This is a genomic window from Citrobacter sp. Awk 4 (assembly GCF_028069725.1).
In the GTDB taxonomy this organism is placed as follows: Bacteria; Pseudomonadota; Gammaproteobacteria; order Enterobacterales; family Enterobacteriaceae; genus Citrobacter_D.
On the sequence record NZ_JANEWG010000004.1, the window covers coordinates 46,321 to 68,326 of the forward strand.

General features: G+C 54.9%; 20 protein-coding genes. 7 read left to right on the forward strand and 13 right to left on the reverse strand.

Going from position 1 to position 22,006, the window contains the following annotated elements; translation table 11 throughout:
• Positions 1 to 98: 98 nt before the first annotated feature.
• Positions 99 to 1,751: a bifunctional UDP-sugar hydrolase/5'-nucleotidase UshA gene (gene ushA / locus NNO04_RS02410; protein ID WP_271443315.1), complete on the forward strand. Its 1,653-nt coding sequence runs from the start codon at positions 99 to 101 to the stop codon at positions 1,749 to 1,751.
• A 45-nt stretch (positions 1,752 to 1,796) separates the two neighbouring features.
• On the opposite strand, the gene ybaK is transcribed toward ushA, so the two are convergent.
• From ybaK to copA, 3 genes are all read right to left on the reverse strand, one after another.
• The gene (gene ybaK, locus NNO04_RS02415; RefSeq protein ID WP_271443316.1) at positions 1,797 to 2,276 is read right to left on the reverse strand and encodes a Cys-tRNA(Pro)/Cys-tRNA(Cys) deacylase YbaK; all 480 of its coding nucleotides are present in this window, start codon (positions 2,274 to 2,276) and stop codon (positions 1,797 to 1,799) included.
• A 199-nt stretch (positions 2,277 to 2,475) separates the two neighbouring features.
• Positions 2,476 to 3,270: a TraB/GumN family protein gene (locus tag NNO04_RS02420; RefSeq protein ID WP_271443317.1), complete on the reverse strand. Its 795-nt coding sequence runs from the start codon at positions 3,268 to 3,270 to the stop codon at positions 2,476 to 2,478.
• Positions 3,271 to 3,408: 138 nt separating this feature from the next.
• Positions 3,409 to 5,910 (reverse strand): copper-exporting P-type ATPase CopA, encoded by a 2,502-nt coding sequence (copA, locus tag NNO04_RS02425; RefSeq protein WP_271443318.1) that lies wholly within the window; start codon positions 5,908 to 5,910, stop codon positions 3,409 to 3,411.
• Positions 5,911 to 6,017: 107 nt separating this feature from the next.
• On the opposite strand from copA, the gene cueR reads away from it, so the two are divergent.
• Positions 6,018 to 6,428, forward strand: a complete 411-nt coding sequence (gene cueR / locus NNO04_RS02430; RefSeq protein WP_271443319.1) for a Cu(I)-responsive transcriptional regulator — start codon at positions 6,018 to 6,020, stop codon at positions 6,426 to 6,428.
• On the opposite strand, the gene NNO04_RS02435 is transcribed toward cueR, so the two are convergent.
• The 4 genes from NNO04_RS02435 to NNO04_RS02450 are packed head-to-tail and all read right to left on the reverse strand — an operon-like array spanning position 6,425 to position 10,662.
• Positions 6,425 to 7,141 carry a DUF3142 domain-containing protein gene (locus NNO04_RS02435; protein WP_271443320.1) on the reverse strand — a complete coding sequence of 239 codons (717 nt, stop codon included), beginning with the start codon at positions 7,139 to 7,141 and terminating at the stop codon, positions 6,425 to 6,427. The genes cueR and NNO04_RS02435 overlap by 4 nt on opposite strands.
• On the reverse strand, positions 7,111 to 9,264 hold the full coding sequence (locus tag NNO04_RS02440) for a hypothetical protein (protein ID WP_271443321.1): 2,154 nt from the start codon (positions 9,262 to 9,264) through the stop codon (positions 7,111 to 7,113). Before NNO04_RS02440 ends, NNO04_RS02435 begins: the two co-directional genes overlap by 31 nt.
• 19 nt (positions 9,265 to 9,283) lie before the next feature.
• Positions 9,284 to 9,748 (reverse strand): NfeD family protein, encoded by a 465-nt coding sequence (locus NNO04_RS02445; protein WP_271443322.1) that lies wholly within the window; start codon positions 9,746 to 9,748, stop codon positions 9,284 to 9,286.
• Positions 9,745 to 10,662 (reverse strand): SPFH domain-containing protein, encoded by a 918-nt coding sequence (locus NNO04_RS02450; protein WP_271443323.1) that lies wholly within the window; start codon positions 10,660 to 10,662, stop codon positions 9,745 to 9,747. Before NNO04_RS02450 ends, NNO04_RS02445 begins: the two co-directional genes overlap by 4 nt.
• Positions 10,663 to 10,811: 149 nt before the next feature.
• Here NNO04_RS02450 and fetA point away from each other — a divergent pair, with 149 nt between their 5' ends.
• A complete protein-coding gene (gene fetA / locus NNO04_RS02455) occupies positions 10,812 to 11,489 on the forward strand; it encodes an iron efflux ABC transporter ATP-binding subunit FetA (protein WP_271443324.1) in 678 nt (225 codons plus the stop codon).
• Complete coding sequence (fetB, locus tag NNO04_RS02460) at positions 11,476 to 12,255, forward strand: iron efflux ABC transporter permease subunit FetB (RefSeq protein ID WP_271443325.1); 780 nt, start codon at positions 11,476 to 11,478, stop codon at positions 12,253 to 12,255. The genes fetA and fetB overlap by 14 nt, the downstream gene beginning before the upstream one ends.
• Before the next feature lie 80 nt (positions 12,256 to 12,335).
• Here the strand turns inward: fetB and NNO04_RS02465 are convergent, their stop codons facing one another.
• From NNO04_RS02465 to tesA, 3 genes are all read right to left on the reverse strand, one after another.
• On the reverse strand, positions 12,336 to 13,190 hold the full coding sequence (locus tag NNO04_RS02465) for a co-chaperone YbbN (RefSeq protein WP_271443326.1): 855 nt from the start codon (positions 13,188 to 13,190) through the stop codon (positions 12,336 to 12,338).
• A 61-nt stretch (positions 13,191 to 13,251) separates the two neighbouring features.
• Entirely contained in the window at positions 13,252 to 14,022 is a 771-nt protein-coding gene (locus NNO04_RS02470; RefSeq protein ID WP_271443327.1) for an SDR family oxidoreductase, read from the reverse strand.
• Between the two features lie 28 nt (positions 14,023 to 14,050).
• Entirely contained in the window at positions 14,051 to 14,677 is a 627-nt protein-coding gene (gene tesA / locus NNO04_RS02475) for a multifunctional acyl-CoA thioesterase I/protease I/lysophospholipase L1 (RefSeq protein ID WP_271443328.1), read from the reverse strand.
• Between tesA and ybbA the strand changes: the two genes are divergently transcribed.
• From ybbA to NNO04_RS02490, 3 genes are all read left to right on the forward strand, one after another.
• Positions 14,645 to 15,331: a putative ABC transporter ATP-binding protein YbbA gene (ybbA, locus tag NNO04_RS02480; RefSeq protein ID WP_271443329.1), complete on the forward strand. Its 687-nt coding sequence runs from the start codon at positions 14,645 to 14,647 to the stop codon at positions 15,329 to 15,331. The two genes, tesA and ybbA, sit on opposite strands and share 33 nt — an antisense overlap.
• A complete protein-coding gene (ybbP, locus tag NNO04_RS02485; RefSeq protein ID WP_271443330.1) occupies positions 15,328 to 17,742 on the forward strand; it encodes a putative ABC transporter permease subunit YbbP in 2,415 nt (804 codons plus the stop codon). Before ybbA ends, ybbP begins: the two co-directional genes overlap by 4 nt.
• Positions 17,743 to 17,994: 252 nt before the next feature.
• Positions 17,995 to 19,128: a porin gene (locus NNO04_RS02490; RefSeq protein WP_271443392.1), complete on the forward strand. Its 1,134-nt coding sequence runs from the start codon at positions 17,995 to 17,997 to the stop codon at positions 19,126 to 19,128.
• 85 nt (positions 19,129 to 19,213) lie between these two features.
• Here NNO04_RS02490 and mnmH read toward each other — a convergent pair whose 3' ends face one another.
• The 3 genes from mnmH to purE form a co-directional block, all read right to left on the reverse strand.
• The gene (gene mnmH / locus NNO04_RS02495; RefSeq protein WP_271443331.1) at positions 19,214 to 20,296 is read right to left on the reverse strand and encodes a tRNA 2-selenouridine(34) synthase MnmH; all 1,083 of its coding nucleotides are present in this window, start codon (positions 20,294 to 20,296) and stop codon (positions 19,214 to 19,216) included.
• A 98-nt stretch (positions 20,297 to 20,394) separates the two neighbouring features.
• The gene (gene purK, locus NNO04_RS02500) at positions 20,395 to 21,462 is read right to left on the reverse strand and encodes a 5-(carboxyamino)imidazole ribonucleotide synthase (protein WP_271443332.1); all 1,068 of its coding nucleotides are present in this window, start codon (positions 21,460 to 21,462) and stop codon (positions 20,395 to 20,397) included.
• Positions 21,459 to 21,968, reverse strand: coding sequence for a 5-(carboxyamino)imidazole ribonucleotide mutase (gene purE / locus NNO04_RS02505; RefSeq protein ID WP_271443333.1), 510 nt, complete (start codon positions 21,966 to 21,968; stop codon positions 21,459 to 21,461). The genes purK and purE overlap by 4 nt, the downstream gene beginning before the upstream one ends.
• Between the last annotated feature and the right edge of the window lie 38 nt (positions 21,969 to 22,006).

A 22,006-nucleotide genomic window follows, 5' to 3' on the forward strand; every position in this document is an offset into this window, starting at 1 on the left:
GATGGTGTTTGAAGGAAGTCTCAATTCTGAAAACATTTTCGGCTATTATTTCATATCATTGTCATTTCAGCGGTTGAGATTGGGTCAGGGAGAGAAACATGAAATTTTTGAAGCGGGGCGTGGCGCTGGCGGTGTTCGCTGCGTTCGCACTGGCGGGCCAGCCTGCGCAGGCTTATGAGAAAGATAAAACCTATAAAATAACGGTTCTGCATACCAACGATCATCATGGTCACTTCTGGCGTAGCGAATACGGCGAATACGGTCTTTCAGCACAAAAAACGCTGGTGGACGGCATTCGTAAAGAGGTTGCGCAGGAAGGCGGCAGCGTGCTGTTGCTCTCAGGCGGTGATATCAACACGGGGGTTCCAGAGTCAGATCTGCAAGATGCAGAGCCCGATTTCCGGGGCATGAATCTGATTGGCTATGATGCGATGGCCGTCGGGAACCACGAATTTGATAACCCGCTCACTGTGCTTCGCCAGCAGGAAAAGTGGGCTAAGTTTCCTTTTCTGTCTGCCAATATCTATCAGAAAAGCACCGGTGAACGCCTGTTCAAACCCTGGGCTATTTTTAAGCGACAGGATCTGAAAATCGCCGTTATCGGTTTGACCACGGATGATACGGCAAAAATTGGCAATCCGGAGTTTTTCACCGACATCGAGTTCCGCAAACCGGCTGAAGAAGCCAATCTGGTGATCCAGGAGCTGCAAATCAATGAAAAGCCGGATGTCATTATCGCCACCACACACATGGGGCACTATGACAACGGCAATCACGGGTCGAACGCGCCGGGCGATGTCGAAATGGCGCGCAGTCTGCCAGCGGGGGCGCTGGCGATGATTGTGGGTGGTCACTCACAAGATCCGGTGTGTATGGCGGCGGAAAATAAAAAGCAGGTTAATTATGTGCCGGGTACACCATGCGCGCCGGACAAACAAAATGGTATCTGGATTGTGCAGGCGCATGAGTGGGGGAAATACGTCGGGCGGGCCGATTTTGAGTTCCGTAGTGGCGAGATGAAAATGGTGAACTACCAACTCATTCCCGTGAATCTGAAGAAGAAAGTGACCTGGGATAACGGGAAAAGTGAGCACGTACTTTACACCCCGGAAATCGCTGAGAACCCGCAAATGCTCTCTTTGCTGACGCCGTTCCAGAATAAAGGTAAAGCGCAACTGGATGTGAAAATTGGCAGTGTGAACAGCCGTCTTGAAGGCGATCGCAGTAAAGTCCGTTTTGTGCAGACCAACATGGGGCATCTGCTGCTTGCCGCGCAAATGACGCGCACCAGCGCTGATTTTGGCGTGATGAGCGGCGGCGGTATTCGGGATTCCATTGAAGGCGGCAATATCACTTATAAGAGCGTGCTGAAGGTACAACCGTTCGGCAACATCGTGGTGTATGCCGACATGAGCGGGCAAGAGGTGATTGACTATCTGACCGCCGTGGCGCAGATGAAGCCGGATTCAGGCGCTTATCCGCAGTTCGCCAATGTCAGTTTTGTGGCGAAGGACGGCAAGCTCAATGATTTAAAAATCAAAGGAGAACCTGTAGATCCGGCGAAAACCTACCGGATGGCGACGTTGAGTTTTAACGCTACGGGCGGCGACGGTTATCCGCGAATAGATAATAAACCCGGTTATGTGAATACCGGATTTATTGATGCGGAAGTGCTCAAACAGTACATTGAGCAGAACTCGCCGCTGGATGCGAGTACTTACGAACCTCAGAATGAGGTCTCCTGGCAGTAGCTCCGGGTTGCCGGATGGTGCTTGCGTCGCCATCCGGCAAAACACTCAATCCCGGCGCGCAATATCCGCAAACTTAGCGTCGAGGATCTTCGCCAGATCGCCCGCCGCGAGTTCAATATCCAGCCCGCGTTTGCCGCCTGAAACATAAATAGTGGCGAACGTCTGGGCTGGCGCATCAATCAGCGTTGGCAGCCGTTTTTTTTGCCCCAGCGGGCTGATACCGCCCACCAGATATCCTGTCGTACGTTGCGCCACCATCGGGTCAGCCATATCGACCTTTTTGGCGCCCAGCGCTTTGGCGACTTTTTTCAGATCTAACTGTCCGGCTACCGGTGTGACGGCGACAGCCAGTTGTTTCATGTCGCCATTCACGGCAACCAACAGCGTTTTGTAAACCTGATCGGCATTTAATCCTAATTTACGCACCACCTCATCACCAAAATTGGTTTCATTCGGGTCGTGATCGTAGGTATGGATGTTAAACGGGATCTTGTTCTTTTCGAGTAACTTAACGGCGGGAGTCATAACGGTCCTTCTTACTACAAACGTGATATGCCATCAGCATACGCCCGAAGGCAGACGAAAAAATAGTACAATCTTGCGCAATAGATCTTGGCAGTTGCAGCAACTTTGAGCGACAATCGGAAGATCCGGACCCGAGTCCGGCATAATAATAAAGATGAAATTCCTCTTTGACGGGCCAATAGAAATATTGGCCATTTTTTTAGCGCATCAGTTCCGGTAAGTTCCCTTCTCCATAAAGATGCAGCGCCCCCACCGCGACGACGTACTGGCCGGGAGGCATGGCGTAGAGTTGATCCCGCCAGGCGATATTACGCTGATGCATAAGCACATCATATAACGACTGACTGAAGGTATTCGGCAGCGTGAGATCGTTATTTTGCGGTGGCGTTTTCAGCCACCAGCTCATCATCTGCTGCAGCAACCTGGCGTTGGTGTGCCAGTGTGTCAGCGTATCGTTCAGCAACGCCAGACCGTTATCGGGCAACTGGCACAGGAGCGCAATCTGGCTGGACGCCCCTTCCAGCTCAATAATGGTTTTTTGTGCCTGCTTCGCGGCCTTCAGCAATTGGTAGTCGATGCCGTATTCAGCGCGCAATCCCAGCTGTTGCGCCTGGGTGGCCTGTAAGACCATCGCGATTTGCCACAGCGGCTGGGTTGAAAAGAGAGACGCAGAGATCCCCAGTTCATCGGTGACTTTATGCAGATGATGCAACTGCTCTTCACTGATGCGTTCTTCCAGCGCGGCAAACGTGGGGAGATTCACAAATGGGGTATCGTCGCCGGAGACGTCGGCTTCAACGATCAACGCATCGGCTTGCCTGAGCTTTTTCAGTAATTTGGCGGGGAGGGGAGCCATATCGCGACTGCCCATATGGATACTGCCGACCAGATGAAAATGGCGATTACCGGGAAGGACAACGTCGATGGCAGGCCAGGTATAATGGTTGCCGCGCAATGCGCGCCAGAACGATTTTACCCAGTACATCAGATCCATACGACCTCCCTTAGTAGAACGTCATGCTAACGCGTGGGGAGAGAAGGCGCAATGCGCGAATTGCCGGATGGCGCTAACGCTTATCCGGCTTACAACGTTCGCGCAAAATGGATGGCGGGACAGCCATCCGACAATTGATCACTCTTTCGGTTTAAACCGTAACAGGCGGTTGGCATTGCTCACCACGGTAATCGAAGAGAGCGCCATTGCCGCACCGGCGACGACCGGGTTGAGCAACGTTCCGGTGAGCGGCCACAGAATACCGGCGGCTACCGGGATACCGATGCTGTTATAGATAAACGCCCCCAGCAGGTTCTGCTTCATATTACGCAGCGTGGCGCGTGAGATGGCAAGCGCATCCGCCACTCCCATCAAACTATGGCGCATCAACGTGATAGCCGCGGTTTCAATCGCCACATCACTGCCGCCGCCCATCGCGATACCCACATCAGCCTGCGCCAGTGCCGGTGCATCGTTGATGCCATCGCCCACCATCGCCACCTGGCGCCCCTGACTTTGCAGGCGCTTGATAGCATCGGCTTTACCGTCCGGTAATACGCCTGCAATCACCTCATCAATACCGGCCTCTTTCGCAATCGCGTTGGCGGTTGTGGGGTTATCACCGGTTAACATCACCAGACGGTAGCCCGCACGGTGCAGCCGCTGGAGCGCTGCCACGCTGTCGCTACGCAGGGGGTCACGTACCGCCAGCAATGCCGCCGCTTTACCGTCAATCGCCAGCAGCACCGGGGTGGAACCCTGGGAAGCACGGGCTGCAATCTCCGCATCCATTTCCGTGGTATCTACCTGCTGTTCATTCAATAATGCCTGGTTGCCCAGCAGCAAGGTATGACCTTCCGCTTCTCCACTCACACCCAGACCGCGCAGCGTCCGAAAGCCATTCACCTGCGGTAGCGTTGCCTCTGCGGCTTTTTCCAGAATGGCACGAGCCAGCGGGTGGCTGGAACCTTGTTCAAGGGCTGCCGCCAGGCGCAGCGCCTGTGCTTCGTCTGTTGTGCCAAAGGTTTTGATCGCGACCACCTGCGGTTTCCCTTCGGTCAGCGTGCCGGTTTTATCAAAGACCACCGTATCCAGCGTACTGGCACGTTGTAAGGCATCGGCATCGCGGACCAGCACGCCAAATTCAGCGGCGCGACCCACGCCAGAAATAATCGACATCGGCGTTGCCAGCCCCAGCGCGCAGGGACAGGCGATGATCAGCACCGTCGTGGCAATCACCAGCGTGTAGACAATTTGCGGCGCCGGACCAAAGAAATACCAGATAGCGGCGCTCACCAGCGCAATCACCACCACCACGGGGACAAAGACGGCCGAAATTTTATCGGCCAGTTGACCGATTTCCGGTTTGCTGCTCTGCGCCTGGCGTACCATGCGGATAATCCGCGACAACGTAGTGTGGCTGCCGACTGCGCTTGCGCGAAACAGCACGCTACCGTCCTGAACAACCGTCCCGGCATGTACGCTATCGCCTTCGCCTTTCTGTTGCGGGATCGGCTCGCCGGTGAGCATTGCTTCATCCAGCCAGGCTTCGCCCTGGGTGATTTCACCGTCTACCGGTACCCGATCGCCAGTGGTCAGTCGCAGCAGCATACCGGCCTGCACGTCGGCCAGCGGCACGCTTTTTTCACCCTCTTCGGTGACAACACGCGCCGTTGGTGGCGTTAAATCGAGAAGTTTTTCCAGCGCCTTCGAAGAACGCTGACGGGCGCGCGCTTCCAGCATGTGTCCGAGGTTAATCAGACCGATGATCATGGCGCTCGCCTCATAATAGAGATGGCGCGCTTCCATCGGGAACCACTGCGGCCACAGGTTGACGCTCATCGAGTAGAGCCAGGCCACCCCGGTACCGAGGGCAACCAGCGTATCCATCGTGGCGGTGCCGTTCATCAGGCTCTTCCACGCGCTGCGATAAAAATGGCCGCCCGCAAAGACCATCACGGCGAGGGTAGCGAGGCCAATCGCGAGCCACAGGCTGCGGTTATCGGCGGTGACCATCATGTTGTCGCCGATCATCCCCCAGACCATCACCGGTACGCCGACCAGCAGCGCGACAATCGCCTGCCAGCGAAAGCGTTTCATGGTGGCGACGGCGGTCTCCTGCTGGCGTTCACGGCGTTTCGCATCATCTTCAATGGCTTCTGCGCCGTAGCCGGCTTTTTCCACCGCCTGGACTAAATCTGCGGCAGACGCGCTGCCCATCACCAGCGCAGTGCGTTCCGCCAGGTTTACCCGTGCCTGCGTGACGCCCGGTACGTTTTGCAACGCATTTTGTACCCGGGAAACACAGCTGGCGCAGCTCATGCCGCTTAACAACAATTGTTGACTGTCATCATCGGCCGTTGCTGCCGGAAGCTCAGGAGGGACCGCTGCCAGCGCTTCCGACGGGGTTGATGACTCCGCCAGCGGTTTAGCCTTTGGGTGGCTTAACTCTGCACCATAACCGGCTTGTTTGATGGTTTCGATCAAGGCTTCGGCGCTGGCGCTACCGGTAACGTGCGCTTCCGTCACAGTGACGTCCGCCTGTTCCACGTCCGGGCGTTGCTCAAGACTTTCTTTTACGCGTTTGACGCAGTGACCACAGGACAGGCCGTCCAGGGTCAGGTCGATGGTTTGAGACATAACAAAACTCCTTTAAAATGGTCAGAGACTTATTGACCTTAGCAATCGTATTGACTAACTGTTATAAAGGTTAAACCTTCCATCAAGGGTAAGGTCAAGGGGGAAATGTGAATATTAGCGATGTGGCGAAAAAAACCGGATTAACCAGCAAAGCGATTCGATTTTATGAAGAGAAAGGGCTGGTGACGCCGCCGCTGCGTAGCGAAAATGGATATCGCACGTACACCCAACAACATCTGAATGAATTGACGTTATTACGTCAGGCGCGCCAGGTGGGGTTTAACCTGGAAGAGTGCGGCGAACTGGTGAATTTATTTAACGATCCGGGGCGGCACAGCGCCGATGTGAAAAAACGTACGCTGGAGAAAGTCGCCGAAATTGAGCGGCATATCAGTGAACTGCAGGCGATGCGCGGGCAACTGCTGGCGCTGGCGGATTCCTGCCCTGGCGACGACAGCGCAGAGTGCCCGATTATCGATAACCTTTCTGGCTGCTGCCATCACAAAATTCAGGCTTAACGTTCAGGTTGTTTGAGCATAAATACCACCGTGCCGCGATACCAGGGCGAGGCCTTTAGTTTCGCTTCGTCCTGCGGCATCCACTTTCCGTTTTGCACCAGCCCGAGCTTAAAGGGAATGCGTAGCCGCTGTAGCGCGGGCAAATAGTGCGCGTAGTTATCGACCGTATGACGCCCCTGATAGCTTTGCACCACCAGTTCATCCACCGGCAGTGCGTTGAGGGTGTCAATATCGCCCGTTTTTGCCCAGTCCAGCAACCCGGTTACGCCAAGGGCGAACTCGGGCGGTAACTGCTGACGCAACTGACGCAAAAAACGGGCGTAGTCCGCCAGTTGATGGGTGGCGGCGTCAAAATCGACCTGCAAACCGATAACCTGGTTGCCTGTTTTTTGCCAGCGCTGCATCAGGTGGATAATCCGCGCCGGGATCGCCTCCGGCACGTCAAGCGTCGTAAAGCGCACCGTGAGCCAGAGGGTCGGAAACGTCAGGCGACTCACCGGCAATCCCAGACGCTGAAAGACCACCTCGCCTGAGCGTGTCAGTACCTCGCCCTGATGCAGGTAGACCGTTTGCGCATTTTGCAGGTCAGCGCTGGCTTTCACGCCAGACCACAGCCAGAACGCTTGGTGTTCGCGGGCATTGACGGTCTCTGCCGCCTGCGACTGACCTGTCAGCAGTGCGACTACCAGTAATATTTGAGCTTTTGTGCCCACGGGCTACCCGGATACGCTGTTTTCAACTGTGTGAACCAGCCTTTACGCTGTACTTTATCGACCTCTTCACCGCCGCACTCGTTTATCCCGGAAGGCGAATAGCACATGATGGCCCGGTAGAGGGCATAGCTTTTATCCTCGGGTTCCGCTTTCGGTGAGGCGATGACCTGCTGGTAGTAGCTCTGGCGATCAAACTGGCCATACGGATGTTTGCGGTCGATAGCCGCCTCCAGCGCGTCGTTTCCCCCTCCGTCTTTCCATAAATCGACATGCGTTTGCGTGGTGCGGAAGAACTCACCCAGACAGTTGAGGGCGTGCGCGTCGTTGGCTTTTTTGCTCAGGACGCCAACCGTTTCGCTCAGGCCACGACAGACGTATCCGGCATCCGCCGCGCTGCCATTCCAGTCAAAAACACTCAGATTCACGTCGTCGAAGTCTTCACCGATGACCGGCGGCGTAATCGCCTGCACAAGTTTGATATCGGTTAACCAGTCGCTAAAACGGTTTTCGGTGAGATCACGCACCAGTAGAGTGTGCAGGGCGATAGTGCGTTCTTCATTATTCGTTCCCTGAGTCGCCAACTGGCGCAACAGGTCGAGAGGGGCCTGCGTTTTCAGAACCCGGGAGCGGAATCGCAGGTTGGTTACGGGACTTTGCGGGGCAAAAATCGCGTTAATCTCGTTGTTATATACCAGCGTTGCGGCCAGTTTCGCCTGCAGATACTGTTGCTGCTCGTTGTCTTTGCTGAGTTTCAGCAACTGTTGCCAGAAATCACGCGCCGCCTGCCACTGTTGTTGTCCCATCAGCGCTTCGCCGTACAATACTTGCTCGCTGAAGGCGAGAATATCCTGCGCCGGAAGCTGTTGGGCTGGGGTGACGGCCTGAACGACAGCGGCATAGTTGCCTGTTGTCATCCACAGATTGAGCTGCAGGTTGCGCCACAGCGGCGCTTTTCCGCCTTGCTCAAATGCCGGTTTACTGCTGTCGAGGTCGGCTTGCGTCAACGTTGGTTTATTGTCACTTTTCAGACGCAGTGCGCGTAACAATTCGATGTAACTTATCTGTAGCGCATCGGGGAAGGCTTCCGTGAACGGGGCGTTGTAGAAGCGCATGCCGTACACGTTATCGTATTCGGTTACCAGACGACGCAGTGCGTCAGGATCTTTCGCCTGCTGGAAGGTCTGTTCATACAATGCCGCCAGTTGCGGCCACGCTTGCTGATACCAGTTGATACGGCGCAGCATGCCGTGTGCAGAATCGGCGTAGCGCCCTTGCGGCCAGCGTTGCAGATAACGCTGCGCCGCTTCTTGTGCCTGGTTGGCGAACTGCTGGTCTATCTTGCTGATATCAAAATCGCCGTACTCGCCGGTACTGTTCTGGCTACTTTTGTTCAGCGCCGTACGCATCAGCATGTATTGTGCCGTCTCTTCCAGCCACGGATGCTTGCTGTTTGCCAGGGTGGTGAAATCCTGCTCTGCGGATTTGTAGTCTTCAGTGTAGAAATAGGTAGCACCGATCAGATACGTTTTGTACAGCAGGGCAGTGGAATCTGCCGGAAGTGTTGCAAGCGCTTCAGAGACCTGCCCCGTTGTGGCGCCATCCCAGATTGCCATGCGCGCCTGCGCCAGCAGATGACGTTGTTCCGGCGTAAGGGTCTCGTCATCGATGAGCGCCGTAAAAAACTGACTCACGCCGTCACTGCTATTCGAAACGTAGCGGTTTTCCAGTCCGCTATCTTTTTCACTCAGCCGTAGTATCTCTGCCGAATCAAGTTGCAGCGCCGTCGCTTGCTCAGTCAGCGTTGGGTTCTCTCTGGATACCACGGTTGGCGCAGAGGGGGCGCTCACGGCATCCCATTGCGGATGATAGGCAAAATAGTAATCGCGGGAACGGGTGATATCCGCAGGCATCGACTGCACGGGGAGGGCAAACGACTTTGCTTCGCTGAGTAACCGCAGCAGGTTGTCGCGGGTATCATTTCCGGGAGTGAGCACCGGTACGCCTTTCAGCAGGCAGTTTTTGCTGCTCCATGTGCAGTCCTCGATATCGAAAGAGGCGAATGCCTGTGGCGCACCCGCCAGCAGTGCACAGAGAGCGAGTGTAAGGGGAGTCTTCCTGGCCATAATTGTATTTCCCTGATAATTATTGTTCTGATGGTATCGATTTGATTTTCAGCGTAATGCCTTCTACCGCGATAACTTCGACATGCGTACCGGCAGTGAGATCCTGATCGGCGCTGACGGGCCAGGAGCTGTCGCCAACCCGCATGTGACCCCGCCCGTTGCTCAGCGTTGTGTCCAGAATAAACCGGCGCCCAACCAGTTGTTGTCCGCGTTGATTGAGATGGCTGTCTGATGGTTTTTGCTCACTGACGCGCCGCGTCAGCCACTTCCACCAGAACCACGCCGCCAGCAGGGTTAAGATGGAAAACAGCGTCCCTTGCCACTCCCAGCCGAAAGGAAACAGCCAGACCGTTAATCCGGTGATCACAGCCGCCACACCGCTCCACAGCAGATAGCCGTTACCGCCGAGCATCTCGGCGGCCAGCAACAGACCGCCGAGGCTGAGCCAGAAAAGATGCGGATGTAACAGAATCATCTCTATCATGGGTTTTTCCGTTCGCTGGCGCTGTCCTTAATCAGTTCGGTGATCCCGCCAATGGCGCCCATCAGACTGCTGGCATCGAGCGGCATCATCACCACTTTACTGTTATTAGCAGAACCAATTTGTTGCAGCGCTTCGGTGTATTTCTGCGCCACGAAATAGTTGACCGCCTGAATGTTCCCGGAGGCAATCGCATCAGAAACCATTTGCGTAGCGCGGGCTTCCGCCTCGGCGGAACGTTCACGGGCTTCTGCCTGTAAAAATGCCGACTGACGGTCACCTTCCGCTTTCAAAATCTTCGCCTGTTTTTCACCCTCAGCTTTGACGATCTGCGCCTGACGGATGCCTTCAGCCTCCAGAATGTTGGCGCGCTTGGTACGTTCCGCTTTCATCTGAGCATTCATTGCGTCAATCAGTTCTGCCGGTGGGCGTACATCGCGGATTTCGATACGGGTGATTTTAATACCCCACGGATTGGTGGCTTCATCGACAATGTGCAGCAGGCGTGTATTGATGTTGTCGCGCTGGGAGAGCATTTCATCAAGCTCCATCGAGCCCAGCACCGTACGGATGTTGGTCATGGTCAGATTGATGATGGCCAGCTCCAGATTACTGACTTCATAGGCGGCTTTCGGCGCATCAATCACCTGAATAAAACAGACGGCATCAATGGCGACGTTGGCGTTATCTTTCGAGATAACTTCCTGTGATGGAATATCGAGAACTTGTTCCATCATATTGATTTTTCTGCCAATTCTGTCCATAAACGGCACGACGAGACTCAGGCCTGGCTGTAGTGTTTTGGTATAGCGGCCAAACCGCTCTACGGTCCACTGGAACCCCTGCGGTACAATTTTGACGCCAGCGCCGACAATCACCAGTGCGACGAAAATAAGAATCGGGATAAAGATAAGCATCGATAAACCTCCTGTAGTGTTGTCCATGTCAAAAACGATTTTTATTGTTTCTGTGAATTAATTATACCTGATTAATCATAGTGAGTTACCTCCTGGTCATTAGAGGGATACACTACATTTTCGCCAGAAACATGAAAAACGGATGCGTAATGAAAGAAGAAAGCATTTTGCTCCAGCTTAACAGGGTTGGATACCAGACAGGGGTTACCAACATTCTGAATAACATCAGTTTTAATCTTAAGGCGGGTGAGTTTAAGCTGATTACCGGCCCTTCAGGATGCGGTAAGAGCACGCTGCTAAAAATTGTCGCATCGCTGATTAGCCCGAGTCGTGGCGAGATCTTTTTTTCCGGGGATGAGATCACTACCCTGAATCCCGAACACTATCGCCAGCAAGTCTCTTATTGCGCCCAGACGCCTGCGCTGTTTGGCGACACGGTTTACGATAATCTGATTTTCCCGTGGCAGATCCGTCATCAACAACCCGATCCGAACGCATTTGCCGCCGATCTGGCGCGCGTTGAATTATCGCAAGCGATCCTGACCAAGAGTATTACTGAACTTTCGGGCGGCGAGAAACAGCGGGTCGCCTTAATTCGCAACTTACAGTTTCTGCCTAAAGTGCTGCTGCTGGATGAAATTACCAGCGCGTTGGATGAGCGCAATAAACGCAATGTGAACGATCTTATCCATCATTATGTTCGCGATAAAAATATCGGCGTGTTATGGGTCACTCACGATAAAGATGAAATAAACCATGCGGATAACGTGATCACACTCCAGCCTCATGCCGGGGAAATGCAGGAAGCAACTTATGAACGAGCATAATATTACCAATGAATCTCTGGCCTTCGCGATGATGCTGGTGGTGGTGGCGATGATGATTAGCCACAAAGAAAAACTGGCGCTGGAGAAAGAGATTCTCTGGAGTATCTGCCGGGCGGTGGTCCAGCTTGTCATTGTGGGGTATGTCTTAAAATACATATTCGGCGTGAATCATGCCGTGTTGACCATTTTGATGGTGTTATTCATCTGTTTTAACGCGGCGTATAACGCACAAAAACGCAGTAAATATATCGACAAAGCCTTTATCTCATCGTTTATCGCTATTACGTCCGGCGCGGGTTTAACGCTGGCGGTATTGGTGCTTTCTGGCTCCATTGAATTTGTTCCCATGCAGGTGATCCCCATTTCCGGGATGATTGCGGGGAACGCGATGGTGGCTGTCGGTTTGTGTTACAACAACCTTGGGCAGCGATTTACGAGTGAACAACAGCAGATTCAGGAAAAACTGAGCCTCGGCGCAACGCCGAAAATGGCGTCTGCCGGACTTATCCGCGACAGCATTCGCGCGTCGCTTATCCCGACGATAGATTCGGCAAAAACGGTGGGATTAGTGAGTTTACCAGGGATGATGTCGGGACTTATTTTTGCCGGTATCGACCCGGTGAAGGCGATTAAATATCAAATAATGGTGACCTTTATGCTGCTCTCAACCGCCAGCCTGTCGACCATTATCGCCTGCTATTTAACCTACCGGAAGTTTTACAATTCGCGCCACCAACTGGTGGTGGCGCGGTTGAAGAAGTCGTGATGTTTTAGCGGATGGCGCGGGCCTACGGGGGGATTTGTAGGCCCGATAAGCGTCAGCGCCATCGGGCAAAATGCAGCGAATTAGTACAACAGCGCGTACAGCTGGCGGCGGTACTTTGAGGCCAGGGCATCACCGGTACCCAGCGCCGCAAGAATTTCCTGGAACGTTTTACGCGCCTGACCCTCAGCGGCAGAGAGATCTTTCTTCAGATGGCTGAATAACAGCTCCAGCGCTTCTTCATTACGACCCACCTGATGCAGTTGTAACGCCAGTTGCGCGGCCAGCGCAGCATCCTGCGGATTATCCGCAACCTGCTGCTGCAAGTGTTGAATTTCCGGGGTATCCGCCGCTTGTTTCAGCAGTTCAATTTGTGCGACCAGCCCTTGAAAACGGGTATCCTGATCTTGTAATGGGATGGTCTTCAAGACCGCTTCGGCATCTTCCGAGCGGTTGAGGGCAATTTGCGTTTCCGCCAGCAGCAGTCCGATCTCGCTGTTCTGGCTGGAAAGCTGCCAGGCGTCTTTCAGCAGCGGCAGCGCCTCAGCGTAGTTGCCTTCCTGCATCAGTTGCATCGCCTGCTGCGCTTTCAGCTCTTCTTCTCGTGGCAGAACTTTGTCGAGCAGCGCGCGGATAACCTCTTCCGGCTGCGGCCCCTGGAAACCATCCACCGGCTGACCGTTCTGGAACAGATAAACGGTTGGAATGGCGCGCAGACCAAACTGGGAGGCGATCATCTGTTCCGCGTCACAGTCCAGTTTCGCCAGAATAAACTGACCGTTATATTGCGCAGCCAGGCTTTCCAGCACGGGCGTCAGCTGCAGACAGTGCTGGCTACGCTCAGACCAGAAATAGAACAGGACCGGGGTGGTCATTGACTGTTCAAGGGTCTGCTGCAAATTGGATTCGTTAATGTTAACAATATTCTGTACGGACATGGAGTCGCTCTCTTTTGTCTATATTTCTTTTTACATGGGGGCGCAGAGGTGTGCTTCCAACTCACCCTTGTAAAATTTTGTCCATTATGCGCCCTGGCAACAGGCGTTTAAGTAACATGACGGCCCACGTCACCATCGTGACGGGATAGCGTAATTTCGGTTTATCGCTTTCAAACGCGTGCCGCACTTTGGCGACAACGGCCTCCGGCCCGAGCGTAAAACGCGCGGCGATACCGGGGTTTTCGACCGGTTGGTCATTTTGCGTCTGGTTAACGTTTTCGGTGAAACGAGTGCGGATGGGACCGGGTTCGATCAGACTGACTTTGATGCCGGTGTGGCGCAATTCCATCCGCAGTGCGTCTGACCAGGCTTCCAGCGCATATTTGCTGGCAGCGTAGGCGCCGCGACCTGGCGTGGAAATCAGTCCCATCACCGAGGAGGTCATCACAATACGACCTTCACGGTGCGGCAACATTGCGGGCAGCAGACGCATGGTGAGCTGATGCGCGCCAAAGAAATTGGCGGAAAACTGCTGTTCCATCTGCTCGCGGCTGATGGTCGAGAGCGGGCCATAAACGCCATAGCCGGCATTATTAAAGATCCCATACAAACAATTATCGGTCAGGGCGAGCACTTCTCTGGCGGCACTGTCCACACTTTCGGGGGAATCCAGATCCAGCAGAACACCGGTGAAGCCCATACTGTTCATGCGAGCGACGTCTTCAGGTTTACGGCAGCCTGCCAGAATTTGGAAACCCTGGCGCTTGAGTTCAAGGGCGCTTTCCAGGCCGATTCCGCTGGAACATCCTGTTATTAAGACCGATTTTTGCATAACTTTACCTGTCAGGATCTCCGATGATTTACGAGTCGTGGTTAACTAATGGTGTCAATTGTTTCGCCATCCAGTCGGCGATAAACGGTTGCGCGTCGCGATTTGGATGAATGCCGTCGTCCTGCATCCATTGGGGTTTCAGATAAACCTCTTCCATAAAAAAGGGCAGGAGCGGAATATCGAACTCTGTGGCAAGTCTGGGATAGATGGCGCTAAAGGTTTCATTATACCGACGACCGTAGTTTGCGGGCAGACGTATTTGCATCAGAAGGGGTTTGGCGTTGGCGGCTTTGACGTCTTGCAAAATTTTACGCAGCGTTTGCTCCGTTTGCTGAGGCTGAAACCCGCGTAAACCGTCATTGCCACCCAGCTCTACCAGCACCCAACGGGGTTGATGTTGTTGAAGTAACCCGGGCAGGCGCGCCAGCGCTTGTTGCGAGGTATCACCACTGATACTGGCGTTGACCACCGTTGTTTTGGTCTGCCATTTATCATGCAGGAGCGCCGGCCAGGCGGCATTGGCCGACATGCGGTATCCGGCGCTCAGGCTGTCGCCCAGAATCAGTAACGTCTCCGCTGCGGCGGCGCGGAAGGTTAACAGAATCAGGAACAGGAAGGGCAGATGCCAGCGGAAAACATTGTTGAAGTTCATCATCTTAAGAAGTCCGTCGGTCAGGGGGAGCATGAGCTTTCCATCCTTACCGGAGTTGAACTGGTTGTCAAACGCGGCGATACCCTCGCGCTGATTGGTGAGTCGGGGTCGGGGAAATCCACGTTACTGGCGATTCTCGCCGGTCTGGATGACGGCAGCAGCGGTGAAGTGAGACTGGTGGGAAAACCGTTGCACACGATGGACGAAGAAGCGCGGGCGCAACTGCGCGCCCGGCATGTCGGCTTTGTGTTTCAGTCTTTTATGTTAATCCCCACGCTGAATGCGCTGGAAAACGTCGAACTGCCCGCGTTGTTGCGCGGTGAGAACAGCGGTCAAAGCCGCGCTGGTGCGAAAGCGTTACTCGAGCAACTCGGGTTGGGAAAACGACTGGACCATCTCCCGGCGCAGCTTTCCGGCGGCGAACAACAGCGTGTGGCGCTGGCGCGGGCTTTTAATGGTCGTCCGGACGTGCTGTTTGCCGATGAGCCAACGGGCAATCTCGACCGACAAACCGGCGATAAGATTGCGGATTTACTCTTCTCCCTCAACCGCGAACATGGCACGACGCTGATTCTGGTGACGCACGACCTTACACTGGCGGCACGCTGCGACAGGCGTCTGCGGCTGGTCAATGGGCAGTTGCAGGAGGAGGCATGATTGCACGCTGGTTCTGGCGCGAATGGCGCTCCCCGTCATTACTGATTGTCTGGCTGGCGCTGAGTCTGGCGGTGGCGTGTGTGCTGGCGCTTGGCAAGGTAAGCGATCGCATGGAAAAGGGGCTCAGCCAGCAAAGTCGCGAGTTTATGGCGGGAGACAGGGCGCTGCGCAGCTCTCGCGAGGTGCCGCAGGCGTGGATTGAACAAGCGCGCAAACGCGGGCTGAAGGTGGGAGAGCAACTGACGTTCGCCACCATGACCTTCGCAGGCGATACGCCGCAACTGGCGAATGTCAAAGCCGTAGACAGTGTCTATCCAATGTACGGCGAACTGCAAACCGACCCGCCGGGGCTAAAACCACAACCCGGTTCTGTGCTGCTGGCGCCGCGTCTGATGGCGCTACTCAATCTGAAAACCGGCGACACCCTTGATGTTGGCGACGCAACGCTGCGCATTGCCGGGGTGGTGGTTCAGGAGCCGGATGCTGGTTTTAACCCTTTCCAGATGGCGCCGCGGCTGATGATGAATATCGCCGATGTTGAAAAAACAGGGGCGGTGCAGCCGGGGAGTCGCGTCACGTGGCGCTATAAATTTGGCGGCACGGCGCAACAACTCGACGGTTATGAAAAATGGCTGCTGCCGCAGCTTAAACCCGAACATCGTTGGTACGGACTGGAGCAGGACGAAGGGGCGCTGGGTAAATCGCTGGAGCGCTCACAACAATTTCTCCTGCTTTCGGCGCTGTTAACGCTGTTACTGGCGGTGGCTGCCGTTGCCGTCGCGATGGGCCATTACTGTCGTAGCCGCTACGATCTGGTCGCTATCCTCAAAACACTGGGGGCCGGTCGCGCGCAATTACGTAAGCTGATCGTCGGTCAGTGGTTAATGGTGCTGGCGCTTTCTGCGATAACGGGCGGCGGCGTGGGGCTGCTGTTTGAAAGTGCGCTGATGGTGTTGCTCAAACCGGTTTTACCTGCCCAGTTGCCTCCCGCCAGCCCCTGGCCGTGGCTGTGGGCGCTGGGGACGATGACGGTGATTTCTCTGTTGGTCGGGCTGCGTCCTTACCGGCTGCTCTTAGCGACACAGCCGCTGCGGGTGCTACGCCGTGATGTTGTGGCGAACGTCTGGCCGTTGAAAATCTATCTTCCGGTCGTGAGTATAGTGGTCGTCGCTCTGCTTGCCGTGTTGATGGGCGGCAGCATGCTGCTGTGGGCGGTTCTGGCGGGCGCGGTGGTGTTGGCGCTCCTGTGCGGCGTATTAGGCTGGATGTTGCTGAATGTTCTGCGTGGACTGACATTAACCTCGTTGCCGTTACGGTTAGCGGTGAGTCGACTGCTGCGTCAGCCCTGGTCCACCCTGAGCCAGCTCTCCGCGTTTTCACTCTCCTTTATGCTACTGGCGCTACTGCTGGTGCTGCGCGGCGATTTACTTGACCGCTGGCAGCAACAAATGCCGCCGGAAAGTCCGAATTATTTTCTGATTAACATTGCGCCTGAACAGGTAACGCCGCTGAAAGCGTTCCTTGCAGACCATCAGGTGATCCCTGAAGCGTTCTACCCCATCGTGCGGGCGCGACTGACGGCCATTAACGGGAAGCCAACGGAGGGGAATCAGGATGAAGCGCTTAACCGGGAACTGAATCTGACCTGGCAGGATATCCGCCCCAATCACAATCCGATCACTGCTGGAAACTGGCCGCCAAAGGTCGGGGAAGCCTCAATCGAAGAGGGGCTGGCAAAACGCCTGAAGATAGGTCTCGGGGATTTCGTGACCTTTATGGGCGACACCCAGGAGTTCAGCGCGAAGGTCACCAGTCTGCGCCAGGTGGACTGGGAAAGTCTGCGTCCCAATTTCTTCTTTATTTTCCCCTCTGGCGCGCTGGATGGGCAACCGCAAAGCTGGCTCACCAGTTTCCGCTGGGAGAACGGCAATGGCATGCTGACGCAGTTGAACCGCGAGTTTCCTACCATCAGTTTGCTGGATATTGGCGCAATCCTGAAACAGGTGGCTCAGGTATTGGATCAGGTCAGTCGGGCGCTGGAGGTGATGGTGGTACTGGTGACCGCCTGCGGCATCCTGCTGTTACTGGCGCAGGTGCAGGTGGGTATGCGCCAGCGCCATCAGGAGCTGGTGGTCTGGCGAACACTGGGGGCCGGTAAAAAACTGCTGCGTACCACATTGTGGTGCGAGTTTGCCATGCTGGGGCTGGTTTCCGGGCTGGTGGCGGCCATTGGCGCTGAAACGGCGCTGGCGGTGTTGCAAACCCGCGTTTTTGACTTCCCGTGGGAGCCTGACTGGCGACTGTGGATTGTTCTGCCGTTTTGTGGCGCGCTGTTACTTTCAGTCTGCGGCGGAGGATTAGGCGTGCGTCTTTTAAAAGGTAAAGCGCTGTTCCGCCAATTCAGTAATTAATTCATATGTGTGATGAGTACGCGCCGGTTTTTATACTGGCGCGTACCCATTATGTGGCACAAATTGATAACCCCTTGATATTTAGTAGCACAAATCATTAAAAACCCGCCAACACAGCAGTATCAATAAAAGTTAATATTCACATGCTGAATAATTAGCAGGCTATCCCCGTCAGAAATCATGTCGCCTGGCGACGCGTGTGCGTCTGCCAGCCGCGTGAATTTTTCTGGGTAAATCTATCAAGGAAAAATGATGACTATAAAAACAACAGCGCTGGCGGCATCGATCGGCGCAGCAGTGGCATTGACGTCTTTCGCCTCTCAGGCGGAAATCACGGTTCTGAAACAGGATCCTCAGGCGGGTGATCCTCTGAGCCGTCTCAACTTCACCGTCGGCGGGAGTATCCGTCCGCAGTTCCAGAATATGGCTGGCGATGACGGTGCGAATGGTTATAAACGTAATGGGTTTGATGGCGGTACGCGTTTTCGTTTCGCCGCGGATTACTACCTGTTTGATGACATTAGCTGGGTCAGCTACTACGAGCTGGGCGTGAACTTCCCGGCGATGTTCAACTGGGACAACCACTACGCGGATGGCGCCAACGATACGACCCGTCGTATGCTGTACACCGGTCTGAAAAGTGATACCTGGGGCACGCTGACCTTCGGTCAACAGAACAGTATTTACTATGATGTGGTCGGGGCGAAAACCGATATCTGGGACTACGACATGATCGGTCAGGCGCCGGGTAACGGGATTAACGGCGACTACGATGGTTCGTACCGTACCCGTAAATCTCTGAAATATAAGAAAGCGGTGGGGGATGTTGATCTCTACGCCTCTTATCTGTTCAGCGACGATTACAACCCGAACAATGGCCTGAAATACAAACGTAAAGGCGGCGGCTCTCTGGGGGTGGATTATCACATTACTGACGATCTGACCTGGGGTACGGCGTGGAACTACACCCGCGCCGAGATGCGCGGCAACGACAGCAAAACCTACGACCAGAACATCGTCGGTACGGCATTAAGCTGGACGCCGGACAACTGGACCTTCTCCATGGGCGGCGGCTGGTATCAGAACTTTATGACCACTAAAAAAGTGTCTGTGAATGATTACTTTGCTGGTGATGCGTGGGGTCTGGAATACTTTGCGGGCTATAAATTCCCGATTGGCCAGTATGCGGTGAAATCCATCCAGCCTTACTTTATGGGCGATCGTATTGAATACGTAAATGGGCGTGATTATCTGCGTACCGACAACGGCGTGGGGGTAAGCTTCCAGCTGGATTATGGTTTCCGTGTTGATTACGAACACGTCTTTACCTCCAGCACCGACGATCTGGGTGATATGAACCTGGTGCGTCTGCGTTACGACTTCTAAGTCTGCTGCTGTGCCCGGTGGCACTGCGCTTACCGGGCCGACAAAATATATGCTGGATGAGGCAACTGCCGCCATCCGGCATTTTTTAACGCCTCAACCACTCTCCAACGTCATCAAACGTGCCGCGAAAGACAATTTTCTCTGCTTTCTTTTCGAGCTGATAGCGATACATCGGATCGTAATACTCTTCCAACAAAGGAATAAGCCAACGGAAATGCCCTTCGGTGCTGCCGCTGCTCTGCTGTTCAGCCAGAGCGCCATCGAGCGTTGCAGTCAGTTCTTTAAATCGTTGCAGACCCAGCCGACGCTGAATGGCTGATAGCCCGTGGTGCAGATATTCGCTGTATTCCTGCCAGCCGCGCTCTTCGCCATACGCGTGAGTAAAGTCATGATGCATACGCACGAAATACTCTTCACGCAGCCGCTCCAGACGCAACTCAAAGGGATCGTCGACGACCGCAATTGCTGCCTGCGCCATACGCTCGCGTAAACATTCCGGCAAATGGTTCGAGCCAATCATCCGGCCTTCGTCCTCCAGCACCCATAAACGCGGTGTCTGGCGCGCATCGACCTTGAGTAACTCGCAGGCCAGCAGGTTTTCAAAACTGGCCTGACTGAGTTGCGGCAACAGCGTGCGGCCAAACGAGGAGCCGCGATGGTGCGCCAGCCCTTCCAAATCGACACCGTTGGGCTGTTGTTGTACCAGTTGCGTTTTGCCGCTGCCGGTACAGCCGCCAATTAAGATGATCGGTTTTTGCACCAGCTCTTCGGTGAGGCGGATCGCAGACTGGCGTAACGCTTTATAGCCGCCCTTGATCAGCGGGTAGTCAATACCTGACTCGCGCAGCCACTGCTGAACAATGTGCGAGCGTTGGCCGCCGCGCGCGCAGCAGAGATAGCCTGTAGGCCGCTGTTGACATGCTTCTCGCCAGCCATCGAGCCGCTGTTGGCGAAGTTCACCAGAAACCAGTTGATGACCCAGTTTGAGTGCGGCCTCTGGCCCCTGACGTTTGTAGCAGGTGCCAACGGTGGCACGCTCTTCATCATTCATCAAAGGCAGGTTAACGGCGGCGGGCATGGCGCCCTGCGTGAATTCTATTGGTGCGCGTACATCGATTAAAGGCGTATCGGCGGTGAGGATCGCGCGATAATCCGTTCCATCGTTCATGAGAGATCCTGATAACACAAAACAGCAATGGGCAGGATTTTACGCGCTGAGAGAGGGGCCGGGAAAGGAGAAGTTCGATTTCCCGGCATTTTTCTGGGTTATATAAGCTTACTTTGCGCCCAAATGATGCCGCTGGCGTAGTCTGGCGGCAGTAATGGCGCCAGTGCCTCCAGTGTTGCGTTAAGGCGCGCGGTATCGCTGTCGGTCAGGTTCAGGTGCCCCACCTTACGCCCTGGCCGCACCTCTTTGTCGTACCAGTGCAGATGCACTAATGGCAGTTTCAGCCAGTCATAATTCAGATGAGTGCCAATCAAATTCACCATCACCGATGGGCTGTTCACCACCGGCGTCGGTAATGGTAGCCCTGTAATCGCGCGCAAGTGCAGCTCGAACTGACTGATGCTGGCGCCGTTTTGCGTCCAGTGCCCGCTGTTATGCACGCGTGGGGCCAGTTCGTTGATCAACAACCCTTCTGAGGTGATAAAACACTCCATCGCCATTACGCCGACATAACCCAACTCCTGCATGATGGCACAAAGCATGGATTCTGCCTGTTCCTGCAGCCGGGTGTTGGCCTGCGGAAACGCCACGCTGGTGCGCAGAATCCCGTCCTGATGCAGGTTGTGCGTCAGCGGATAAAATACGGTGCTGCCATCGTGCCCGCGTGCGCCAACTAATGAGACTTCGCCGGAGAAGTTAATGCCCTGCTCGACAATGCACTCGCCGTAGCAGTCATCCGGCAGTTGGTCAGTTTCATCATTGCGTAAGCGCCATTGCCCGCGCCCGTCATAACCACCAACGCGGCGTTTGACAATCGCCAGTTCGCCAAGCTTGTCAAAAATGCGCGGCCATTCGTCGCTTGCAGCCAGCAATTGCCACGGTGCGGTGGCAAGGGAGAGTTTGTCAAAAAGCTGCTTTTGCGTGAGGCGATCGGCGATGATTGGGAACACATCTCGGTTGACAAAGGCCGGGTGGCGCGCCAGTTCGCGGGTCAACGCGGTTTCTGGCCAGCGCTCAATTTCTGCGGTAATCACACTTTGCTGAAAAGGAACGGCGGCAGGTTCGGCGTCGAGTCCCACTGGCCAGACTGCGATGCCTAACGGTTCACCGGCCTGACGCAGCATCCGTCCTAATTGACCGTTGCCCAGCACGCAGACCTGCTTCATGCCGCACCCCGCGGATCTGGATTCTCCAGCACCTCATCCGTTTGTGCCTTACGCCAGTCAGCCAGACGTTGATGCAATGCGTTGTCATGGGTCGCCAGAATTTGTGCTGCCAGCAGTGCGGCGTTCGCCGCGCCCGCTTTACCAATGGCCAGCGTACCGACCGGAATACCGCGCGGCATCTGAACGATAGAGTAGAGGCTGTCAACGCCGCTCAGCGCAGCGCTCTGTACCGGAACGCCCAGTACCGGCACCAGCGTCTTTGCAGCAATCATGCCCGGCAAATGTGCGGCACCGCCAGCACCGGCAATAATCACCTGATAACCGTTCTCTTCAGCGTTTTCGGCGAAGCTGAACAATTTGTCGGGGGTGCGGTGAGCGGAAATCACTTCAACATGGTGTGGAACGTTCAGGATTTCAAAAATTTCGGCGGCAAACTGCATGGTAGCCCAGTCGCTTTTGGACCCCATCACGATGGCGACACGCGCCGGATTATTGCGGGAAGACATGCGTCTGAAAACTCCTGTGGTGCGGGACACACTGCTTT